The sequence below is a fragment of the Cyclobacterium xiamenense genome, assembly GCF_009467825.1.
GTDB classification, from domain to species: domain Bacteria; phylum Bacteroidota; class Bacteroidia; order Cytophagales; family Cyclobacteriaceae; genus Cyclobacterium; species Cyclobacterium xiamenense.
On sequence record NZ_WIOK01000028.1, the window covers coordinates 30,212 to 51,564 of the forward strand.

At 45.8% G+C, this 21,353-nt stretch carries 18 protein-coding genes; 12 read left to right on the plus strand and 6 right to left on the minus strand.

The features are described 5' to 3' along the window. Positions 1-67: 67 nt before the first annotated feature. Positions 68-307 carry a hypothetical protein gene (locus GCU44_RS23090; protein ID WP_162533412.1) on the plus strand — a complete coding sequence of 80 codons (240 nt, stop codon included), beginning with the start codon at positions 68-70 and terminating at the stop codon, positions 305-307. A 285-nt stretch (positions 308-592) separates the two neighbouring features. On the opposite strand, the gene GCU44_RS18035 is transcribed toward GCU44_RS23090, so the two are convergent. Beyond that, entirely contained in the window at positions 593-1,651 is a 1,059-nt protein-coding gene (locus GCU44_RS18035) for a substrate-binding domain-containing protein (RefSeq protein ID WP_154858329.1), read from the minus strand. A 457-nt stretch (positions 1,652-2,108) separates the two neighbouring features. On the opposite strand from GCU44_RS18035, the gene GCU44_RS18040 reads away from it, so the two are divergent. The 3 genes from GCU44_RS18040 (at position 2,109) to GCU44_RS18050 (ending at position 4,392) form a co-directional block, all read left to right on the plus strand. Next, positions 2,109-2,729, plus strand: a complete 621-nt coding sequence (locus GCU44_RS18040; RefSeq protein WP_092178339.1) for an RNA polymerase sigma factor — start codon at positions 2,109-2,111, stop codon at positions 2,727-2,729. Next, a complete protein-coding gene (locus tag GCU44_RS18045) occupies positions 2,710-3,498 on the plus strand; it encodes a hypothetical protein (protein ID WP_154858331.1) in 789 nt (262 codons plus the stop codon). Before GCU44_RS18040 ends, GCU44_RS18045 begins: the two co-directional genes overlap by 20 nt. 114 nt (positions 3,499-3,612) lie before the next feature. After that, positions 3,613-4,392 carry a hypothetical protein gene (locus GCU44_RS18050; RefSeq protein WP_241685014.1) on the plus strand — a complete coding sequence of 260 codons (780 nt, stop codon included), beginning with the start codon at positions 3,613-3,615 and terminating at the stop codon, positions 4,390-4,392. 9 nt (positions 4,393-4,401) lie between these two features. On the opposite strand, the gene GCU44_RS18055 is transcribed toward GCU44_RS18050, so the two are convergent. After that, positions 4,402-7,140 carry a CHAT domain-containing protein gene (locus GCU44_RS18055; RefSeq protein ID WP_161993969.1) on the minus strand — a complete coding sequence of 913 codons (2,739 nt, stop codon included), beginning with the start codon at positions 7,138-7,140 and terminating at the stop codon, positions 4,402-4,404. A gap of 83 nt (positions 7,141-7,223) precedes the next feature. Continuing rightward, positions 7,224-8,060 carry a hypothetical protein gene (locus GCU44_RS18060; RefSeq protein ID WP_154858335.1) on the minus strand — a complete coding sequence of 279 codons (837 nt, stop codon included), beginning with the start codon at positions 8,058-8,060 and terminating at the stop codon, positions 7,224-7,226. Between the two features lie 295 nt (positions 8,061-8,355). Between GCU44_RS18060 and GCU44_RS18065 the strand changes: the two genes are divergently transcribed. After that, the gene (locus tag GCU44_RS18065; protein WP_161993970.1) at positions 8,356-9,273 is read left to right on the plus strand and encodes a mechanosensitive ion channel family protein; all 918 of its coding nucleotides are present in this window, start codon (positions 8,356-8,358) and stop codon (positions 9,271-9,273) included. A gap of 163 nt (positions 9,274-9,436) precedes the next feature. On the opposite strand, the gene GCU44_RS18070 is transcribed toward GCU44_RS18065, so the two are convergent. Further along, on the minus strand, positions 9,437-9,634 hold the full coding sequence (locus tag GCU44_RS18070) for a CsbD family protein (RefSeq protein WP_154858340.1): 198 nt from the start codon (positions 9,632-9,634) through the stop codon (positions 9,437-9,439). A gap of 79 nt (positions 9,635-9,713) precedes the next feature. On the opposite strand from GCU44_RS18070, the gene GCU44_RS18075 reads away from it, so the two are divergent. The 7 genes from GCU44_RS18075 to GCU44_RS18105 all read left to right on the plus strand — a co-directional run bounded on the left by GCU44_RS18075 (position 9,714) and on the right by GCU44_RS18105 (position 16,517). Further along, complete coding sequence (locus GCU44_RS18075; RefSeq protein ID WP_154858344.1) at positions 9,714-10,799, plus strand: AI-2E family transporter; 1,086 nt, start codon at positions 9,714-9,716, stop codon at positions 10,797-10,799. Then, positions 10,789-11,715 carry a tetratricopeptide repeat protein gene (locus GCU44_RS18080; RefSeq protein WP_154858346.1) on the plus strand — a complete coding sequence of 309 codons (927 nt, stop codon included), beginning with the start codon at positions 10,789-10,791 and terminating at the stop codon, positions 11,713-11,715. Before GCU44_RS18075 ends, GCU44_RS18080 begins: the two co-directional genes overlap by 11 nt. 330 nt (positions 11,716-12,045) lie before the next feature. Continuing rightward, positions 12,046-12,372 (plus strand): rhodanese-like domain-containing protein, encoded by a 327-nt coding sequence (locus GCU44_RS18085; RefSeq protein WP_092178323.1) that lies wholly within the window; start codon positions 12,046-12,048, stop codon positions 12,370-12,372. Between the two features lie 81 nt (positions 12,373-12,453). Further along, positions 12,454-13,875 carry an MBL fold metallo-hydrolase gene (locus GCU44_RS18090; protein ID WP_154858348.1) on the plus strand — a complete coding sequence of 474 codons (1,422 nt, stop codon included), beginning with the start codon at positions 12,454-12,456 and terminating at the stop codon, positions 13,873-13,875. A 106-nt stretch (positions 13,876-13,981) separates the two neighbouring features. Then, entirely contained in the window at positions 13,982-15,379 is a 1,398-nt protein-coding gene (locus GCU44_RS18095; protein WP_154858350.1) for a hypothetical protein, read from the plus strand. Positions 15,380-15,403: 24 nt separating this feature from the next. Next, positions 15,404-15,985, plus strand: coding sequence for a YeeE/YedE family protein (locus tag GCU44_RS18100; RefSeq protein WP_154858352.1), 582 nt, complete (start codon positions 15,404-15,406; stop codon positions 15,983-15,985). Positions 15,986-16,028: 43 nt separating this feature from the next. Beyond that, entirely contained in the window at positions 16,029-16,517 is a 489-nt protein-coding gene (locus GCU44_RS18105) for a DUF6691 family protein (protein ID WP_092178315.1), read from the plus strand. Positions 16,518-16,583: 66 nt separating this feature from the next. Here GCU44_RS18105 and smc read toward each other — a convergent pair whose 3' ends face one another. Together smc and GCU44_RS18115 are read right to left on the minus strand one after the other, a co-directional pair. Continuing rightward, entirely contained in the window at positions 16,584-20,147 is a 3,564-nt protein-coding gene (smc, locus tag GCU44_RS18110) for a chromosome segregation protein SMC (protein ID WP_154858354.1), read from the minus strand. A gap of 136 nt (positions 20,148-20,283) precedes the next feature. Continuing rightward, positions 20,284-20,712, minus strand: coding sequence for a response regulator (locus GCU44_RS18115; RefSeq protein WP_154858356.1), 429 nt, complete (start codon positions 20,710-20,712; stop codon positions 20,284-20,286). Between the last annotated feature and the right edge of the window lie 641 nt (positions 20,713-21,353).

Sequence of the window (21,353 nt, forward strand, 5' to 3'; positions counted from 1 at the left end):
TACAGCTACTGGCGATGCCGAGGTCAGGGCCAATATGCCGGGGAAGGGCCCCAAAGCCGATATGCCGGTGGAAGGAAGGCATGGCGGTACTTTCGCAAATTTTTGGGATTATTCGGTTGACCTGCATGCGGATATCCCTACCTCCGATGCAGCGGGAACCCGGGTCTTGTTTGATAGGGCAGCCCTTTGGGGAGTTTTTATTGGGAAAGAATTTGAAGGAGCCTCTACGAAAATTAATGTATGGCTTTCGGCCTTGTTTGCCTGCTTTATTACCGGTTTGTTACTGATCATTTACGCCGGCGCATGATTAGAAAAATGTGTTCCGACACGCAACGCGTTTGCTGAAAGACCCGATAAGCCCTGTCGTATTGAGGATCCGGTGGGAATGGCCATTTGGTCCGATTCTGCCACTAATCTTTCAAGCAGGTGAAGCCATACATTCGTGTCTATCGATACAGGTACGTGTACATTTTTATTGCTACCTGCGGCTTATGAAATCACTCGGCAGGAATGGATCGGTGACAGGTAAACGGATTCAAAAAAACTGGGGTGCTATATCTACCGGTCATGGACAGCTAGGAGCATTACTCCGTTACCGATAGAAATCCTGGTTTTCCTTGGTGACAATATCGATAGGCATGAAATACACTTGATCCACCGGAAGGTTAAGGGCCAGGTGATGGTACAGACTCATAAGTCCCCGGTATCCTTGTTCCTCCGGCTTGTGGCATATGAGGAAATCGATCAATCCGTTTTTTAGGTAATTTTGGTTTTCTTTGGAAAAATCATAACCAACGAGATGAATCTTTTTGTGTTTTTTTGATTCCAGAAACTGCGCTACCGAAAACACCCGGGAATTGGTTACAAAAATGACCTCAATATCCGGATGCTTCACGAAAGCCTTTTCGAGGTTCCGAAACACAGATTCTTTTTCCGTGTCTGTGATCGTCAGTTTGATCAGTTGGTGGTCTACGTCATTTTCGAAAAAATAGTTTTTAAATCCTTCTTCGATTTTGGAGTAATTGTACCGGTTCTTTTCCTTGGAAATGGTGATAAACAAAATCTTTTTCGTGTTTTTCATACCAAAGGTACAGAGGCGAGCTCCCAGGAATCCGCTTTGAAAAAGGGGAGGACCTATGTAAGAAAGGCTCCCATTTACCTCAATATTGCTATCGATAAAGACAAACGGTATGGAATGCTCCTGGCAGTACCGTGTGAATGAAATGGATTCTTTGACGAAGGAGGGGGCCATCAGGACCCCGTCGAAGCGTTTTTGCTGCCTAATTTTTTCGGTCGACGCGATAAAGGTGCTTTTGTCATTCAGGTCAAAGAAAAAGGTGGCTACAGAGATACCGTATTGCCTGATTTCTTCCTCCGCCCGTTTGATGCCCTTGAGGGGGGTATCCCAGAAGTCGGTTCTTTCGGATCCTCTAGGGATCAGTACCGCAAGCCGATAAACCTTTCCTGAAGCCAGTCGGCTGGCTAAGATATTAGGCTGGTAGTTAAGCTGCTTGATGATGTTCTCTATTTTCGATTTGGTCTTTGCGGAAACACCCGTTCGGTTATGGATGACCCGGTCGACGGTACCTATAGACACATCGGCTAATCTGGCAATCTCTTTAACGCCGGATAACTTTTGATATTTTTTCATTCCTAAGGTATAACCCAATAGAGTAATTGGCTGTTTTAGCGGTCGAATAGTAAGATTTAGTGTAACTTGGCCAAGTTAGGAAAATATATTTAAAGTCTTCCGTTTGAGGATTTGATCGATTTTATCGGTGGGTCTTATCCCGTTTCCCTTTTTCAATGGAGGACGGGTGGTTCGATGTTCAGGTTTTTACCACTACAGTCCATGCAGGCATTGTCAGAAGTTCGGTATATTATTTTTATAGTCCTTTTTTTTGCTGCCATACGTACGCAAGGTCTTGCCATGGTTTCAAAGGGGAATGGTCTGGAAAACAGGATTGGAATGGCGTGCGCGGAGGGGTTATGCGCGGTAAAAAGGGCGTTTTTTTCCCAAATGGAATCCCGGTGCCACGGGCAACCTAATTTTTTTCTCAAATTTGGTTACATTGGTTACATTTGGTACCACTAAGAAACGGATACTTATGAAAAAAGGTACGGTTTGGACTGACCAGGAACTACTTGACGCACTTGCTGGATCCAATCAGGTAAACGAAGCCATTCTGCAGCTATATCAAGGTTATTACGCCGTTATGGAGAATTACATCGTTCAGAATAGCGGAACAGCAGCGGATGCCGCAGATACCATACAGGAGACCATGTTGGTATTTCTCAACATGGTGCAAACCGGAAAATTTCGGGGAGATTCCAGTATCAATTCGGTATTGTATGGTATCAACCGCAACATCTGGCTGACCACGCTAAGAAAACAAAAGAGTAGGGCTAACCGGGACCGGGCGTATACGAGTGAACAGGAAAGGGAAGTGAAGGATATCAGCAAAACGATGGAGGAAATGGAAGGCTACCAATTGGTTTTGTCCCTCTTTGAACGCCTTGGGAGCAAGTGTAAGCGTTTGTTGCACTTATTTTATTACGAAAGCATGTCGATGAAAGAGATCAGCGAAGCGGAGGGGTATACAAACGAGCAAGTGGCCAGGAATACAAAATACAAGTGCATGAAACAATTAATTGATCGCATCGAAGGCAATCCCCAACTTTACCAACTGGTAAAAAACGCATTGGAAAATGGAAAAGAAATACGATGATCCTTATCTGGTAGAATACCTGGACGGAAACCTCACGTCCGACGAAAAAGAATTGTTCGAGAAGGAACTGGAACGTGACCCGTCGCTTCGCGATCGGGTGAACCTGTATCGCTACACGCTCCGTGCCATAAAATCCAAAGGATATGAAACGTCTATCAAGGAGATTCAGCACGATTTTTTGAAACAGCGCATTGAAAACAAGGATTTTACGTCCATTTCCACCCCCAAACTCGAAAACAAGGTACGTCCCTTGCATTTTTGGGGGAGGATCGCAGCCAGTGTAGCCTTGTTGGGTACCCTGGGTTATGGGTTTTTCCTGCTGCAAAATGACGGCAATCAACTTTTCGAAGCAAACTACCTTTCCTACGAAATCACGGCGGACCGGGGAGTTGCCGAGCAGGAAAATTTGCTCGAATCGCTTTATTTGAAAGGAGATTTTAAGAACATGTTTCAGGCAATCGAGGGGAGTGAACCGGAAGCATATAGCTCGATGGAACTATTACTATTGGGTGCGGCCGCTTTGGAACTAAATCAGCCATCGGAGGCGTTGCGTTACCTACAAACGCTGGAAGCAGAGAATGCCAGCAACCAAGCCGATAATTTTCAAGACGAGGCGGACTTCTACATGGCACTTGCGTATTTGAAACAGGAGGCGTATGAAGACGCGCTACGAATGATCAAAAAAATAAAGGGAGACGATCAGCACAAATACCGCTCCAGCTTTTCCTGGACAGAAGAGTTGAGCGTTCGCCTGAAAACCCTTCGTTAGGTGTCCCAGAGGCCGATCCAGATCAGTATCTAAAATTTTTTCATTTTTTTTTCGGATAGTGGTTACATCTTTCTGCCTGGGTACAACCAAAGGAAAACTAAACAACGTAAACAAATGATACACAAACAAAAAAATCTGATTTCGGCAATTGTTCTGATGTTGTTCTTCGCCTCGATAGGCTGTACTCCCGAGGAGGATATCGTACCCGGAACCGGGGACGGAACCATGGGACTGCTTTTTAAATTGCAAGGAAATTCGACTACGGCCGCCAATGCCAGAACAAACGCAACAGGGCTACACTTTACCGATGGGTTTATTCAGATCCAGGAACTTGAATTGGAATTGGAAGGGGATTTCGATACGGAGGGTTTACCTGCGGCCGGGTCCTTCGATGACGATGACGACGAGGATGGAGACGAGTGGGAATACGAAATCGAGTTTGACGAAATCAAAAAGGTTACATTTGACCAATTTGACAGCGATGCGGATTTCTTTATTCAGATTCCGGAAGGCATTTATGAGGAAATTGAAATGGAAATAGATCTGATTGACTATCAAAACGAGCCTTCCATTCAATTAAACGGCACCTACACAAATGGTGACAATGAGGAAGTTCCATTTAGGTATGAATATTTTGGTGACGAAATCGATTTTGAAGTGGAAATTGAGGCAGAAAATGGTGGTTTTCGGGTCGATCGGGTTAACAATCCACTTATTCTCTTCGAGCTTATTCCTTCCCGTTGGTTTTCCACGATCAGTGGCGCGGAACTGGACGATGCCGATTTGGATGAAACGGGCGTAATGGTCATCAGTCGAACAAGTAACGTCTCTATTTATAGAAAAATAAGCGATAAGATCGCGGTAGACGCGGAAATTGAAATTGAGATTGATTGATTTGCTTGGTTACCTGTTAAAAAGTCCGGGTTTTCCCGGGCTTTTTTTCGACAACCACCAAGCGAAGATGAGAGGAGCCGGCAAAAGCGAAAGGTACCAAAACCGGATCCATGCGGGAGCCGGTTCGGTGCTGTTACCAATAAATACCAAATTAGCCCAATAGTACGGATGATGAAATTGAGCCATTTCGGGATCATTTCTCAGGGCATTTTTGGCCCGCTGCAATGCAACTGGAAAGCTGTATCCCCGATCCACCCAACGATAAAACTCCTGGCTAATATAAGCGGTAGCTTTGTCATTGGCTTTCCAGATACTGCTAACGACGTTGGAACATCCGGCGTACGAAAAGGCCCGGGACAAACTAATCAAGCCTTCGCTGGCGATCAAGGTGCCGGTGTGCGTTTGGCAGGCGCTTAGAAATACCAGTGACGTGTTTTGAAGGTTTAATTGATACAATTCTTCTGCATACAGCAGGTGGTCGGTTTCAGCGGGCGAAAAAACGATGAAGGGATCCGTGCCGGGTTTGGATGAGGAAAACGCGTGGGTAGCCAGATGGATCAGCGAAGCGCTTTCGGAATGTTTTAGAAATTCCGTTTTGGTAGCAGATTGGCCGGTGAAAGCCAGACCCGCCAGGACATCAATTTCGGATCCGGAATAGGGTAGTGGTTCGAATGCAGGATGGGGCATGGAATCCTGACCGGTGAAGGGAGCAAAGCCCAATCTTTGACCTCCGGCCGGTTTTTCTGAATCCTCGTGAAGGAATTTGCCAGAATAGAGGTACGAGAGGGCATGGTTTTCGACCAGAAATTGTCCTGCCGGATCCAGCATCATGTCAAAAGGAACGTGAACGAGAATCTGATCCGGCAGGATGATCCAATCGCGGTAGTCTTCGATCTCCGTGTAAGCTTCGGCAATCACTTGTTGGAACGCTTTGGTAGCTGCCGATTCCAGGTCTTTTCGGCGATTTCCTCTGGAATTGAGTACAGAGGATTGGAGTGTTCGGATGGTCGAGGTGACGGTCGCTTTTTCGCTGCTCTCGGCTAGTTTCAACCCCTGCGGAGTCAGGGTAAAACAAAAAACATCGTCCGCCGCGAAGAAGTACGAAAGAACTGCTAGATTGTTCGAATTCACGTGGGACTGAAGCGCGGAAAATTCAATGCGCTCGGCAGCTATCTTTTCGGAAAAATACACGGTAAAATCGTTATAGGAAGCGTACAGCCGACTTAGCGCCAGCTTGCTATCTCGTACGGCGGCCTCGAGTTCTTCGGCCCGTTTGGGAGAATAGTTTTCCATCAACTGCCTATTGGCACGGGTCAGCTGAAATTTTAGGGTCTTTTCTTGTTGAAGAAGTTCGGGTGGAATGCCGGCCTTTTCTTTTATTCGGGCCTCGTTACGTGCGAGTTCCAGTGCGGTGGCTTTGCTTTCTTCTGCCCAGCTGAAGCCTTGAATTAAATCATTGGGATCGTTGGTTTGTTTGTAACGGTCTATGGCGGCCGCTACTGCCGATTCGTAGCCTTTGCGTACGGCCTCGCCCAAAAATATCCGTGCTTCTTCATTGTCGTACAAATTATTCATGTAAAACACCAAATCGAAAGCCGTTTGGTAGGTGTGAAAGGACAGCCGATGCAGCGAAACTTCCTGGGTTTCCTTTGCCAATAAACCCGCGGTCTCTGCTTTGAGTAAAAGGGTCTCAAAGAGGTCGGTCATTCCCCAGTTTACATTTCCCGGCATAGGGTTCTGAAAAACATCCGTTTGCTGGAAGCTTTCATCAAAACTTAGTAGGGCAAGGTGGAATGATTGAAGCGCTTTCTTGTATTGTTTTTTTTGATGCCATGCTTTTCCCAGTAATTGGAATGATTCCCCGTTTCGGTAATTGTTCGCAGTTGGCGTGTTCGTTCCGGGGTTCATTTCTTTTGTTGCCGCATCTTGCAGCAAATCGATCACTTTATCGGGCTGATTTGTCAACAGGTAAATATCAGCCAGGATATTCTGGTGGAGTCGATTACCGGCGGCCGCTTGTTGCTCGGTCTGTTGCAGGTAATAAAGTGCGGTGTCCGGCGCATTTTTTTCTACATATAGTGCGGCCAGCTTGCGCATGATTTCATCCCTGTCAATGGTTAGCTCCAATGCCTGCGTGTATAGATCGGCCGCTTTGGTAAAGGCGTTTAGGTTGGTCCATGCGGCTGCTTCGTTGCTGAGCAGGCTAAATAAGGCGTATTCTGTGGCGGTAGAATTATCCAGAGACCGGTCCTCCAGCAGGGCTGACTTTGCCTTGGAGAAGTAATTGACAGCCTGGGTGTAATTACCCGATTCGTAGTAGATAACGCCGAGAGAGTTGTAGAGCCTCCCCGTTTCGTTTTTATCGGCTTTGGTGCGTAAGGCTGCTTCCGCGCGGTTCAGGTAAAAAATACTGCTATCCGCCTGATTCATTAAAAAGAAGTTTTCCCCCATAAACAAATAGGAATGGAAGAGCAACGAGTCCGATAGGTTGTTTTTCCTGGCAGTTAGAATTCCCTTTTTAAGGGTTTGTATGCTTTTTTCCGGCGCGTTTTGGATTAGGAAAAGCGTGCCTAGCTTTTCGTAAGCGTCTAGCAAAACGGTGTCTGGTACCATCCCGTCTGCCTGGGCTTCAATGATCCCCTGGAACAAGTGCATGGCGCTACTGTCGGTTTTTGCGTCCGGGACTTCGGCATAAAAATAGGAAACAGCTGCCTCGTAGTTCTCCAACCAATCGCTTTCCTGTCCCATTCCTGCAACAGGTAGAAGCAGGAAAAAAAATGATAGATAGTGTATGCACCGGGTTTTATCCATAAAGCCATTTGTCGCCGCAATTACCGCGCGAGGCGCGAAACAACGACCAGGTAAGGCGGCCTAGGTCTTCGTGTTTCGGGCGAAAATCGGCGGGTTGTTCTGGGTGTGCTAAAGTTAAAACGCATGGTTGATGCAGAAGGTTTGGCAGATACGATTTGCCCTTGTTTTTCCTGGATTTCGTTGATGAGATCCTGGGGCACATCGTCCATGGTTTCGAAATAAAAGAATTTTATTCCCAACGAATTCAACGCGCGCATGCTGCCATCGCTGAGCCGGTAGTAGAGGGTAACGTCTTTTTCGGTGCCGTTTACTGGTTGGACTCCAAAGAAATTATTTTCAAGGCTTTGTTGGAGGTCAATTATCCCGGTTTGATTCCCTACGATCAGCCCTTGATCCGCCAGGCGTTCTCCGCCGGGACCCACTTCGTCAAACGCACACTCGTCGTCATCGCTATCCTCGTCATCGCTATCCTCGTCATCACTGTCATCATCGTCATCGTCATCATCATCGTCGTCATCCTCACATACGGGCAGCGCAGAAGGAGTTCCATTAAAAACAGGTACTACCGTCGCAGCGCCCTGGTCCACCACATAGATACCATCCAGGTAATTGATACCGCCTATGCTTACAAAAAACTCACAGGTAGTTTCACCCTGGCTAAAGCTAACCTGGTATTTCAATCCGGTTTCGCTGGCATTGATATCGATGGTGCCGGTTTGGGGATCAATGACCAACCCTTCTGGAAACACCGAAAAAGTCCCCGATCCTTCAATACCTACCGGATTGACAAAATTATCCCCGGTTTCTGTAATAAAGAAAAGCGTATCCGGATAGGCGAAGCCCGTACAATCTTCCATAGCAGGACCGTTTCGAAGATCGGCCTCTGTCTGCTCGGGATCACAAGATATCCAGGTTAAGCAAAGGAGCAAAAGAAAATAGACGAAATAGCTGTGAGAAACCATGGGTAGTTTTCTTGTATGTCGCATCGGAATCGAATCATGTAACCAGAAATCTCATAAAAAAGATCATTTTGGTGTAATAATTGTAGCCATTTTTTTTGTGTGAGTCAAATACAATGGATGAGAAGCTGCCTTTTTTTGGTTAGGCTATATTTTTTTGAACGAAAAGCTACACCTAAAACAGATGGATGCAATGAATACCCCCAAATTACTTGAAACAGTACTGGATAAGCTGGAAAAATGGCTCACTGCTTTGGTAGCCTATTTACCGAATCTTGTCCTGGCTATTTTAGTTTTTATGGTTTTTCTTTTCTTCGCCCGTTTCGTCGAGCGTTTTTCTAAGAAGCAGCTGATCAATGTACATCTGGATGAAACGATTAGCCGTTTTTTGAGCCGCCTGATCTTCCTTGGAATAATGGTAGGAGGACTAATGCTGGCACTGTCTATCTTAAACCTTACCGGTACAGTCACGTCCATTCTTGCCGGACTTGGGATACTTGGCCTGGCTCTGGGATTTGCCTTTCAGGACACGGCGGCCAATTTTATGTCCGGTATTTACATTACGTTTCAGCAGCCCTATGCCATCGGGGATGTGATCGAAACCCACGACGGCATCATGGGTAATGTGGTGGACGTAAACTTGCGGGTGACCAAGGTAAAAACATTTGATGGTCCGATGGTGTACGTTCCAAACCGATTCCTTTTTCAAGAAAATTTCATTAATTATACGGAAGCAGGTAGAAGAAGAATACGGATAGATTGTGGGGTAAGCTATGGAGAGGATTTGGAGCTGGTAGAGAGAGTAGCCTTGGAGGCCGTCAGTGATGTGCCCGGAAAAATAGAGGGGGAGGATGTTTCCCTTTTTTGGAAGGGGTTTGGCGATAGTTCCATAGATTTCTCGGTCAATATTTGGCTGGAATACACCCGTGAAAACCGGGCCTATATTGTTGCAAAAAATCAGGCGATTAAGAATATCAAAAAAGCGTTCGATGAACACGGGATTACCATCCCTTTCCCCATTCGTACGCTGGATTTCGGCATCAAGGGAGGAGAAAAATTCTCCGAACAATTGACCAATGCCCAGGTTTCCTTTCGCAATAAACCGGACTGATTCAAACGATGCGGTCGGTAACCCGCAGTGGGATCCGTTGACTCGCCGCACATGTCTTGTAAAAGGGAGAAGTGATTACGACCACAAGGGATCAAGCAAAAAAAAACGGGTCCCCAATTGATGGTGGACCCGTCTTTAACCTACGATTGTAGAAATCAGTGGTTTATTTTTCTTCTTCCGCGAAGATCATTTCCTTCAGCTCTTCTTTTGCTACCCCGGTTTTTTGCTGGAGTTTACCGATTAATTGGTCCTCCTGACCTTCAGCGTACGTGAGGTCGTCGTCGGTGAGCTCTCCATATTTGGCCTTAAGTTTGCCCTTTAGCTCGTTCCAATTTCCTTTAAGTTTCAATTGATTTGACATGTGACTATTGGTTTTAATGAAAAATTATTTTCTAATTTGTATACGATTAGTACAATAACTGTTCCAAACCTCTTGCTCTATGACAAAAATAAAACTGCCGGGCCATTTAAAAGCGCTTACCATATTGCTTTTATTGATCGTAATCATTTACATTCTGATCATCGGCAGAAGCTTACTGATTCCGATCATACTTGGCGGATACATCGCCATGCTTTTAATTCCGGCCTGTAATTGGATGGAAACCAAGCGATTTCCCCGTCCATTGGCAGCAGTAGTGGCATTGTTGACTTCACTTGCCGTATTGGTTGGATTGATCTTACTGGTAATCTTGCAGGTCAGGAGTTTTTCAAGGGATTTTGAGGATGTTTCGGGGCGATTGAATCAATACCTGGCCGATCTGGACCAAATGGCAACGGATGTTTTTGGCGCCAATTTGGGCATTGAAAACGGTGTCGATAAGACCCAATTGTACGAGTTACTGGAATCAAACAGTGAAACCGTTTCTAATTTTTTACTTTCGACGATCGGTTCGCTTTCGGGAGTGGTGCTATTGCCGGTTTTTATATTTTTTATGCTTATCTACCGGGACCACCTGGCAAATTTTATAGCCAAATTTTTTGTATCAGAGGAAGAAGAGCATGTCAAATCAACGATAAGGGACTTGCGAAAAGTAGTGCAATATTACATCATTGGCATGGTGAAGGTGATGGGGATTTTAGCAGTTCTCAATACAGTGGCGTTATACAGCATCGGGGTCGAGCACGCTGTTTTTTTTGGGCTTTTTGCAGCCTTGTTAAATATTATCCCTTACCTGGGGCCATTTCTGGGCGCAATACTTCCCTTTATTTTTGCTTTTCTGACCATGGACGGGTTGATTTATCCCTTAATGGTGGTGATGACGTTTACCGTTATTCAGCTGATCGAAAGTAATTTTCTTACACCGAAAATCGTCGGAGGAAATGTCAATTTGAATGCCCTGGTAACGTTTTTAGGCTTGCTGATAGGTGGGGCGATCTGGGGAGTCATTGGGATGATTCTCATTATTCCGACGCTTGCGATTTTAAAACGGATTTTTGAATTGAAAAATAGCACCAAACCCTTTGCGTATTTGTTTGGAGAAGAAGAGATCAAACCGGTATTCAAAAGTGAAAAAAATGAACGTTAACTGGCCATTTTTTCTGACGGTAGTCACCATGCTTTCCCTCTCCTGTGCCTCCGAGGCGGACAAAAAGGGGAGGTTCTTATTGAAAGGAAACAATGAAATGGCGGAAGGGAACACCAAGGGGGCTATTTCCTATTACGATGAGGCCCTGGCCATCGATCCTTTTTTTAAGGAAGCGTATTATAATCGGGGACTGGCCAAGCACGGGCAGCTGCGCTATGCAGAAGCCATAGCTGATTTTGATAAGGCGATCGAACTGGATGAAACCTACCGAGACGCCCAGCTTCAACGCGTCATCGCTTATCTGGATTTTGGAGAAAACTACAAAGCCTTAGAGAGCAGCAATGCGTTGGTAGCGCAGAACAAAGCAGATGCCCAAGCCCATTTTGTAAGCGGTCTTAGCCTTACGGCTTTGAAGCGGTATCAGGAAGCAAAACAGGCGTTCGAGCAGGCACGCGTGCTGAATCCAGAAAACGTGGAGCTTTATATCAACCTGGCCACCGTAAATTACCACCTGGGCGAATGGGATAAGGCGACCGAGGATTTAACCCGGGCAGAGGGACTGGACCCGGGCCACAGCATGATTTACAACCTGCAGTCGCTGATTCATTTTGAGCAGGGTGCCTACCAAAAGGCGTTGGATAGCGTGGAGGAGGCCATATCGCTGGAAAAAGATCAGGCGTTTTATTACAACAACAGGGGTTTATACCGCCTTTACCTGGGTGATCTGGAGGAAGGTTTGAAGGACATCAATTTCAGCCTAAAGCAAAACAGCCGCAACCTGTATGCGCTGCGCAATAAAGGTATTTACTACTATAAAAAAGGAGAGATGAAACTGGCAGAACGATTTCTTGGCGAAGTGTCGGAGAAAGATCCGTCGATGCCCTTGGTGGAGGAGTACCTGCCTTCCGGCGAATAGCGATCCGCTTTCGGTCCCCACGGGCTATTCGGATAGGCCTTTTTTGGTACGGCGCCATATATGGCTCCTGGAAGCTTTTTTTGTAAAGCGGCTGGCGGATTCCCTGCAAGAGGCAGGCCGTTTGCCTGAATCGTAACCGAACCATTCACCCATACCTAGGACGAACCAACACAGCGTGCCCGCCCCCTACCGTGGGTGAGGCAGGTGGTTGGTAGGCTAGAAACAATTTCCGGTTTCAGTTGGATTGCGCCTCGCTTCAATGTGACAAAAATTACTTTTTCTCCCTTTCCCTTTCCCTACTTTTGTTAGGTAATTTGACAAAAGAAGAAGATGTTTAACTTATTCCATAAAAAAGCAAAAGCGTACAGCGATCTCAGTGCCGAAGAATTTTATCAAGGCATGAAACAAAAAAATGCAGTAGTAATTGATGTTCGGACCGCAGGTGAATTTCACGGCGGCAAACTGGCTGGAGCCAGAAATCTGGACATGATGTCTCCCGACTTCAAAAAACAGGTACAAAATCTCCCAAAGGACAAAGCATACTACCTGTATTGCCGGAGTGGTAACCGAAGTGGCCATGCGTGTGCTACCATGGCCGGATTGGGTTTCGAAAACGTGTACAACCTCGCGGGAGGCATTGTTTCCTGGCCCTATTAAATCACCTATGTGACCGAAGTCATACAGTACTTGGGGCACCACCCATACCTTTGAATAATCCATCATTAATCTATAAATGCCATGAAAGTAGAACAAATTTATACCGGTTGTCTTGCCCAAGGGGCCTATTACATCGAATCCAATGGTGAAGCAGCCATCGTAGATCCGCTTCGGGAAGTACAGCCTTATATAGAGAAAGCAGAGCGAAATGGGGCTACCATTAAATACATCTTTGAGACGCATTTTCATGCGGATTTTGTTTCCGGTCATCAGGACTTATCGGCAAAAACAGGTGCTAAAATCGTTTTCGGTCCTACCGAGATGCCAATGGGTTTTGACGCAATCGTAGCCAAAGACAATCAGGAATTTCGCGTAGGAGGGGCCACCATCCGGGTGATTCACACACCCGGCCACACCATGGAGAGCTCGGTTTTCTTGCTTTCCGATGAAGCAGGTAAAGAAGTAGCGCTATTTACAGGTGATACCCTCTTTATCGGCGATGTAGGAAGACCGGACCTTGCACAAAAGGTGATCAAAGACCTTACCCAGGAAAAACTTGCGGCTCATTTATACGATTCCCTGCGGGAAAAGATCATGCCATTGGCCGACCATCTGATCGTTTACCCTGCGCACGGGGCGGGAAGTGCTTGTGGGAAAAACATGAGTAAGGAGACGAGCGATACCCTTGGAAACCAAAAGAAAACGAATTATGCCTTGCAGGAGATGAGCAAGGAAGCCTTCATCAAAGAAGTTCTTACGGGGTTGACGCCTCCTCCGGCCTATTTTCCGCAGAACGTGTTGATGAATATCCAGGGGTATGATAGCATTGATGAGGTACTGGATAGGGGACAGCAGGCTTTGTCGCCAGCGGCGTTTGAAGCGGCTGCCAATGAAACGGGTGCGGTAGTACTGGATACCCGTGCCCCCGAGGTTTTTGCGAAGGGATTTATTCCGAATTCGATAAATATCGGAATCGACGGAAGTTTTGCCGTATGGGTAGGTACCCTGATACCGGATGTGAAGCAAGAAATTCTGGTGGTAGCAGACGAAGGAAGAGAAGAAGAGGTGATCACGCGATTGGCTCGTGTGGGATACGATCATGCACTGGGTTACCTCAAAGGCGGTTTCGCAGCCTGGCAGGAAGCAGGAAACGACACCGATCGTATTCCGGTGGTTTCTGTGGAGGAGTTGGCCGAGTTGAAATCAGCAAATCCAGCCCTGAATGTGCTGGATGTGAGGAAAGCCAGCGAGCACCAAAGTGAACATGTAATAGGTGCCGGGAATGTACCACTCGACTACATCAATGAAAACATGGCGATGATCAAAAAGGACCAAACGTACTATGTGCATTGTGCAGGAGGGTATCGCTCCATGATCTTTAATTCGGTGTTGAAGGCGAGAGGCTACGACAATCTGGTGGATATTCAAGGCGGTTTTGACGCGATCAAGGCCTCTGGAAAATTTCCGGTCAGCGACTACGTTTGCCCAACCACCTTATTGTAAGCCCATTTTTGGTTGATGTTTTGGTTGTGATGGCAGGGACCTGGTCCCTGCCATTTTCGTAGAAAGCCACCAAAGGTGACAAGGGTCACAAAAAATCTGAAAAAAAATGAATTGGTTTACAGTTGGTTTTGTGGCAGCGACGTTCCTTTTGTTCGGAAATGCTGCCCGTGGGCAGGAAGTAACGGATACCGTTGCAAGGGATTCCGAAAAGCGGAATCTGGCCTCCTTTGTAAAAAGTGGGGAATTTGACTTTCATGTGCGGAGCGTTTACATGCAAACGATCAACAAGGGGGATTTAACAGACTATTCTACCTGGGCATTGGGTGCCGGTATGGGCTATTACAGTCCGTCCTTTAAAGGATTTCATGTAGGGTTCAGTGGTTTCTTCGTCTTTCAGATGTATGCGCAAAATTTGCAGTTAGCGGATCCCCTCACCGGGAATCTAAACCGGTACGAAATTCTGTTGTATGACATGAACGATTTTGAAAACACCAAGGATCTGGACCGGCTCGAAGACTTGTACCTGAGTTATCTGAATGGAGATATAAGTTTCACCTTCGGACGGCAGAAAATAACGACTCCTTTGCTTAACGAGCAGGACAACCGAATGCGACCGAACATCTTCAGCGGATTAACGCTGCGGTATAACCCGGGCAAATGGAAGTATACCCTGGCCTGGTTTGATCACGTTACCATGAGAGGTACCGTGGATTGGTACGGCGTCGGAGAATCCTTTGGTGTATATCCGTTTGGTAGAAACGTGTGGGGGGAAGCATCGAAATACAAGGGGAATATCGAATCAAAGGGCATTGGTTTGCTGGGTATTTCAAACAGCAGTGAAAAGCTAGGACGCCTGAAACTCTGGAGTTATTTCGCAGAAAATGTGTTTGGGTTGCAATTTGCGCAATGGGATAAGACCCTTCCGCGGGGTAAACTGAACCTTGACCTGGGCCTGCAGGGGTTTTACCAAACCGCTCTCGAAGCGGGAGGGAATGGTGATCCGGCAAAAGCCTACATGCTCCCAGGAGAACGTAGCCACGGCTTCGGCATGAAACTGGGTATTTCCGACAGGCAGCAGGGAGTGTCGGTAAACGTATTGCGAATCGCAGCGAGTGGAAGGTTCTTGTTTCCCAGAGAATGGGGGCGAGAGCAGTTTTATGCCAGTCTTCCGCGCGAACGATTTGAAGGAAACGGAGGTTTGACAGCCTTGGCGTTAAAATACGATTGGTTTCCAGAAGATAAACCTTTTCGTGGGAATTTGGGCCTGAGCAGGGTAGCCGCACCGGAGACAAACGACTACCGAATGAATAAATACGGCGTTCCCTCCTACTTTCATGTCTCAGCGGGGCTGGATTTTCCCCTTAAAGGATACCTGGAGGGAATGGACGTAAAATTTCTGCTGGTAAACAAGACAGCGACTGCCCCGGAACGTGTAGCAGAAGCTAGTAGAATTAATCGGGTGGACTTATGGAACATTAATGTAATTCTCGATTATAGATTTTAACAAAAAAGAAAAAACGATAGAAAAATGGAACAAATGATTGAATGGATCAAGCAGCCCTGGCCTTGGTATGTGGCGGGCCCTTTGATAGGACTTACCGTACCGGTTTTATTGATTATTGGGAATAAGTCCTTTGGGATATCTTCTTCACTGCGGCATGCATGCGCAGCCTGTATTCCGGCAAAAATTCCTTTTTTCCAGTACGATTGGAAAAAGGAAAACTGGAATCTGGTGTTCGTTTTGGGGGTGTTTTTGGGAGGAGGAATAGCTTCGCTTTTCCTGTCCAATCCGGAGGCAATTGTGGTAGCGGAGAGTACCCAGCAGGATTTGGCCCAATTGGGGATCACAGATTTTAGAAGCCTTTTACCGGCAGATATCTTTTCCTGGAGTAATTTATTTACGTTGAAGGGTCTTTTCTTCTTTGTTATAGGGGGATTTCTGGTAGGATTCGGAACCCGGTACGCCGGTGGATGTACTTCCGGGCATGCCATAATGGGGATAAGTAACCTACAATGGCCTTCCATGGTAGCGACTATGTTTTTCATGCTTGGCGGGTTTGCAATGACCCACCTGATTTTGCCCTATATCATGCAATGGGTCGGGCTTTAATAGCGCAGGGTAACAAAAGACATCATTTCAAACAAAACAGACAATGAAAGTTAAAGAGATAATTGAAAGCAACCCCGTAGAATGCGAAGCACCGAACATGCGGAAGGACCAGGAATCAGGCTGGAAGCTGTTGAAATACCTGATTGTGGGCATTTTATTCGGAATTGTATTTGTAAAGGCAGAGGTAATCTCCTGGTTTCGGATTCAAGAGATGTTTCGGCTGCAATCCTTCTTCATGTACGGGGTAATTGGCTCGGCTATCCTGGTGGGGGTACTATCCATACAGGTAATCAAGCGGTTGGGAATAAAGACCCTGGCTGGAGAACCCATAAAAATTGCCAATAAGGAATTTCGGAAGGGACAGGTTATTGGAGGTTTTATTTTTGGCCTGGGTTGGGCACTTACCGGTGCCTGTCCAGGGCCCTTGTTTGCCCAGATAGGATTTGGCTACTCGGTAATTGTCGTAACCCTGCTTAGTGCCATTGCCGGTACCTGGGTGTACGGAAAATTCGCCGACAAGCTACCCAATTAGAAACAATCCACTTGCAGGGAAGCAGGCCGGACCGGAAGTACATACGTACGCTGGTCCGGCTTTTTTTTAGGGGGTTTCCCCGCCTTCCTCCTCCACCAATTCCCTCAAATCTACGGGTACCACCCGCGACACACCGGCTTCGATCATGGTTATACCGTAGATGATATCCGTACTTGCCATGGTGCGTTTGTTGTGGGTAACGATGATGAATTGGGATTCGTTGGAAAAGGTCTGAATGATCTGGTTAAACTTATCGATATTGGCATCGTCCAGGGGTGCATCTACCTCATCAAATATGCAAAAGGGGGCTGGTTTTAGCAGGTAAATGGAAAAGAGCAGGGAGGTGGCTGTAAGCGTTTTCTCTCCTCCGGATAGTTGGTTGATGGATAAGGGCCGTTTTCCTTTTGGCTTGGCGATGATTTCGATGCTGCTTTCCAAGGGCATGTCCGGATCGGTTAGTTTTAGGTCACAGTCATCCTCTTCTGTGAAGAGCGAACGAAATACCTTGATAAAATTCCCCTTAATTTTTTCAAAAGCATCCAGGAAGGTTTCTTTCGCTACCTGATCAATTTCGTTAATGGTCGTAATGAGCGATTCTTTTGCTTTTAGCAAATCTTCTTTCTGTTCGGTAATGAATTCATGCCGCTTTTTGATCTCGTCAAATGCTTCCATTGCCATGGGGTTAATGGGGCCCATTTTTTCCAGCTTGTTTTTTGCTTGTTGTACCTCTTCCCGAAGACTGGCTTCGTCTTTGGTAGCAAAAGCTTCCGATTCTTCGGGGTCTTCCTGAATTAGCTGATCCAAATCGAGTTCGAATTCTACACTGAGGCGTTCCTTCAATCCATTTAATTTGAGGTTGATTTCATTGGCCGCCTGTCTGAATTCCATGATCAGGGCGTCTACCTGCTCTTTTTTTTGCTGGATTTCGCGGATGGCTTTTTCGGCCTGGTCGATTTCTCCCCGAAGCGCATAATAGCCCTTCTCTGCCTCACTGACCCCCAACTCAATCTGCTCTTTCTCGGTGTAGAGCTCGATCAGTTCGTCATCCTTTATTTCGTTATTGTCAATCAGGGATTTTATTTCCAGATCCGTCTGGGTAAGTTCCCGCTGTGCTTTTTCGATGCGCTCACGGCTATTCTGGAAGGTACTTTGCTTGAACCCAATTTCCTGCTCAATGCTCTGCAACTTATTCAGCTGTTGGTGGAATTGTATGTTTTGCTCGTTGTATTCCGAAGACCGGCGGGAAAGCTCATCGGATGCCTCCTGCAACTGCTCGTTAACCTCGCGAATGTCCGCCTCCAAGGATGCGAATGCCTCCTTTTCTGTGCCCAAAAGTGGGCCTATTGCGTCCAGTTCTTCTGTCAGCTGCTGGATTTTTTCCTGGATATCCTCCTTCTTGTCGGCATTCGACGTCAGCATTTCTGCCAGTTGTTCTTTCTTTGTACGAACAGAGACGAGCTCCTGGTTTAGCTCGTTGACCACGGACTGCTGTTCTTCCAGTTCCGTTTTGAAGGTGATGGCTTTCAGCGCAGAAAGGTCGGCAGATTTTCTGTCCAGATTGGCTTTTATCTCCGTGATGGTTTTTTGGTGGGACTTGATCTCTTTTTCCAGTTTTTCGAGATTTTTAGCCCGACCGATCCTTTTTCCTTCGAAGAGCCCGACCGATCCGCCCGAAATGGTAAACCGCCGGTCGATAAACTTCCCGCTTTCGGTGATAAAGATAGCCTCCTGTGTTTTGGGTACCTGGTGGATGTCTCCCTTGAAAATGTAGACATCGTCTAGCAAGTAGCCTACCAGTCGCGCATATTTGCTGTCGTATTCGATGATTTCGGTGGCAGGTACCGCGTCCGAAAACAGTTTATTCTGGGTAGGGCGAAATTTCTCGAACCGATCCAATACAAAAAAATGTGCCTTGCCCTTACCCGCGTCACTCAAGAGTTTAACGGCATCGATCGCCTCTTTTTCGCTGTCCACCACATAATAATTCATGTAGTTTTCCAGGAAGTTTTCGATGGTTACCCGGTATTTTTCGTCGGTGGTCAATACATCCGAGAGCAAGGGGGTATTTTTTCCCCATTTGCTATTTTTTTTCAGAAACTTGATGGCCTCCGGATATCCTTCCAGGTTGTCTACCAGTGATTTGGTAAGCTGGAATTCGTTGTTTTTAGCATCCAGCTTCCGGTTAACCTGCGTCAACCCTTCCCGGATCAATTCCAGGGTGTGCGTGGCCTGCTCTAGTTTTTGTTGGTGGTCGGCTTCTTCTGCCTTCAGGCGAAGCAGCTCTCGTTTTTCTACCTCCAGACGTTCCTGGATTTGTTCCAATTTTTCCTTAAACCCGGCCAGACTCTCCACCTGACTGCTGTCATCCGTAGCGGTCTTTTCCAGTTCCTGTTTTAGGGTAGATACTTGAATTTGTTTGATCTCCTGGCTTTTAGAAAGCTGGTAGACGGCGTCTCGTTTGCTGGCATACGTCGTTTGCAACTGCTTTTGCTTTTCCTGCGCAGCGCCATGTTGGGTCTTTTTGTCCTCGTACACTGTTTTCAGCTCCTGTACCAGTTGCTCCTTCTCGGCAATTAGTTTTTCGGCAATTGTCTTTTCCTGTTCCAGGGAGCGTATGCTGAAGCCAGCCCGTTCGTTACTCTTTTTATCTTCGTCGATTTGTGCCCGTAATTCCTGGGATTTGTCCTGAAGGAAGCGCAGCCGTTCGTTTTTAATTTTTTTATCACTTTCAAATTGCCGAATTTTCAGCACGTGCTCATTTAACGTTTTTTGCCTACTTGCTAACAATTTCTCTTTGTTGACCATGTCAGCTTTCAAACGTTCGAGAGCGGCTTCTTTGGCGCCCATGGCCACATTCAACTGAATTTTATGATCGCTCTCCTCTTCGAGTTTCCGGTTCAGTCCGATTAGGTTATCGCGGTGCTGCAAAACGCCTTTCTTAGCCAGTGCAATACTGGAGGCCTTATATGCTTTTTTTATTTCAAAGTAACGCGCCGCCTGCCGGGCCTGTTTCTCCAGTGACTTCAGGTTTTTATCTATTTCATACAGTAAATCTTCCACCCGGTCCAGGTCGGCATCGGTGTCTTCCAGTTTGCGAAGCGTTTCTTTTTTACGGGTTTTGAATTTGGATATGCCGGCTGCCTCTTCGAATAATTCCCTTCGGGAATTGTTCTTGTCATTGAGAAGCTCGTCGATCATCTTCAACTCGATGATGGCATAACTGTTCGAATTGATACCTGTATCCATAAACAGGTTGGTGATGTCCTTTAGCCTACACGTGATCCCATTTAACAGGTACTCGCTATCCCCGGATCGGTAGTACCTCCGGGTAATGGTCACATGGGTATATTCGGTTGGAAGAAGGTTTTTTGTATTTTCAAAAGTAAGGGAGACCTCTGCCATGTTTAGCGGTTTCCGGTTTTTTGTCCCGTTAAAAATGACATTCTCCATTTTGTCTGAGCGGAGCATCCGCGTTTTCTGCTCCCCCAATACCCAGCGGATCGCATCTACCACATTGGATTTACCGCAGCCATTGGGCCCTACGATCCCGGTAATGCCCTTGTCGAAATGAATCAGTACCTTGTCACCGAAACTTTTGAATCCCCTGATTTCTAATTTGGAAAGCTGCATGTAGCTAGAGTTTATGCCAAACAAATTTAACCCAAACGAACCAAATAGCAAGGAAGACCGGGTTTGTTATGCATCAAAAAAGCCAGTCTTCCCTTCGGTAGACTGGCTGGACCTGTAGTGACAGGAGCTTAATCCATTAATTGAGGTTTTTTTTATTTTTTGTCAGGACAATGTTTTTATCAAATAAGTCGTATATCTCTGTAAAAACTTGTGGATAAACCGGCTTTTCCAGATACCCAATCACTTGCGGATATTTGTTTGACTTTGCCTTGTCTGCCGGGTCGGTAGAAGAGGTCACCATGACTACTTGTATTTTGTCTTTATAGTCCTTCTCCTGAAGCATTTCCAAAAAAGACCATCCATCCATTACAGGCATGTTGATGTCCAGAAAAACCAAAATGCTATCAAAATCCGCATTTCTACTCTCCAGTACATCGAAGGCAAGTTTGCCGTTTTCTGATGTGTGGATGGGCCCACCTATGGGAGAGGTCTTGACAATCTTTTTGATGTAATGCAAGGTCAAAATATCATCATCCACGATGATCGTTTCAAGTTTTTGTTTCATTCCCTAGCTTAGTTTAGTTGACCTGGAAATTTATCGGAATGTCCGTTAAATCTCTGTCATTCGAATTTATCACTTAAATCAAGATAATCAAAACGGAAATTAAAAAAATAAGGTACAGATTCATAAAACTAACCCGATACTTATTTAATAAAATATTTGGAATATTTAGTAGTAAAAAACCTATTCCTTCTTATCCAATAAATTGAGATCAGGTCGGTAAATCCATCGTTTTTTGTCGTTCAAATGGGATTAAATAGAGTTGATCCAAGGCGGAATCTACCACGCTATCTTTCTGAATTCGAAGCTCCAAAAAGTAGTTGAATTCTAGTTAAATGCCGTTGGTTTGACCTAATTTGTCTTTCAATCTTGAACTATTGGTTTGGTAAAATAAAATCATTAAAAAATGCTAATTTAAATCAATGGATCTAATCCGACGCGTTATAATTAAAAAATTAATAATCGTAAATTGTGCCGATAAATTAATTAACGGTAATATATACGGAAATAATTACTTTAATTACTTTTAAATGCTTTGTAAAAATTTTTGTTGCACCATGTTTTTTTTATCTCTATGTTTATACAATTGAAAGAGATACTTGTAATATTTAAACCTGTATCTCGATGGATTTCGGATTTACTGT

Excerpts from the sequence above, each read along its gene's own strand:
- GCU44_RS18035 (WP_154858329.1), bottom strand. The coding sequence starts at position 1,651 with ATGAAAAAATATCAAAAGTTATCCGGCGTTAAAGAGATTGCCAGATTA.
- GCU44_RS18040 (WP_092178339.1), top strand. The coding sequence starts at position 2,109 with ATGAAAAAAGGTACGGTTTGGACTGACCAGGAACTACTTGACGCACTT.
- GCU44_RS18045 (WP_154858331.1), top strand. The coding sequence starts at position 2,710 with ATGGAAAAGAAATACGATGATCCTTATCTGGTAGAATACCTGGACGGA.
- GCU44_RS18050 (WP_241685014.1), top strand. The coding sequence starts at position 3,613 with ATGATACACAAACAAAAAAATCTGATTTCGGCAATTGTTCTGATGTTG.
- GCU44_RS18055 (WP_161993969.1), bottom strand. The coding sequence starts at position 7,140 with ATGGGACAGGAAAGCGATTGGTTGGAGAACTACGAGGCAGCTGTTTCC.
- GCU44_RS18060 (WP_154858335.1), bottom strand. The coding sequence starts at position 8,060 with ATGGAAGATTGTACGGGCTTCGCCTATCCGGATACGCTTTTCTTTATT.
- GCU44_RS18065 (WP_161993970.1), top strand. The coding sequence starts at position 8,356 with ATGAATACCCCCAAATTACTTGAAACAGTACTGGATAAGCTGGAAAAA.
- GCU44_RS18070 (WP_154858340.1), bottom strand. The coding sequence starts at position 9,634 with ATGTCAAATCAATTGAAACTTAAAGGAAATTGGAACGAGCTAAAGGGC.
- GCU44_RS18075 (WP_154858344.1), top strand. The coding sequence starts at position 9,714 with ATGACAAAAATAAAACTGCCGGGCCATTTAAAAGCGCTTACCATATTG.
- GCU44_RS18080 (WP_154858346.1), top strand. The coding sequence starts at position 10,789 with ATGAACGTTAACTGGCCATTTTTTCTGACGGTAGTCACCATGCTTTCC.
- GCU44_RS18085 (WP_092178323.1), top strand. The coding sequence starts at position 12,046 with ATGTTTAACTTATTCCATAAAAAAGCAAAAGCGTACAGCGATCTCAGT.
- GCU44_RS18090 (WP_154858348.1), top strand. The coding sequence starts at position 12,454 with ATGAAAGTAGAACAAATTTATACCGGTTGTCTTGCCCAAGGGGCCTAT.
- GCU44_RS18095 (WP_154858350.1), top strand. The coding sequence starts at position 13,982 with ATGAATTGGTTTACAGTTGGTTTTGTGGCAGCGACGTTCCTTTTGTTC.
- GCU44_RS18100 (WP_154858352.1), top strand. The coding sequence starts at position 15,404 with ATGGAACAAATGATTGAATGGATCAAGCAGCCCTGGCCTTGGTATGTG.
- GCU44_RS18105 (WP_092178315.1), top strand. The coding sequence starts at position 16,029 with ATGAAAGTTAAAGAGATAATTGAAAGCAACCCCGTAGAATGCGAAGCA.
- smc (WP_154858354.1), bottom strand. The coding sequence starts at position 20,147 with ATGCAGCTTTCCAAATTAGAAATCAGGGGATTCAAAAGTTTCGGTGAC.
- GCU44_RS18115 (WP_154858356.1), bottom strand. The coding sequence starts at position 20,712 with ATGAAACAAAAACTTGAAACGATCATCGTGGATGATGATATTTTGACC.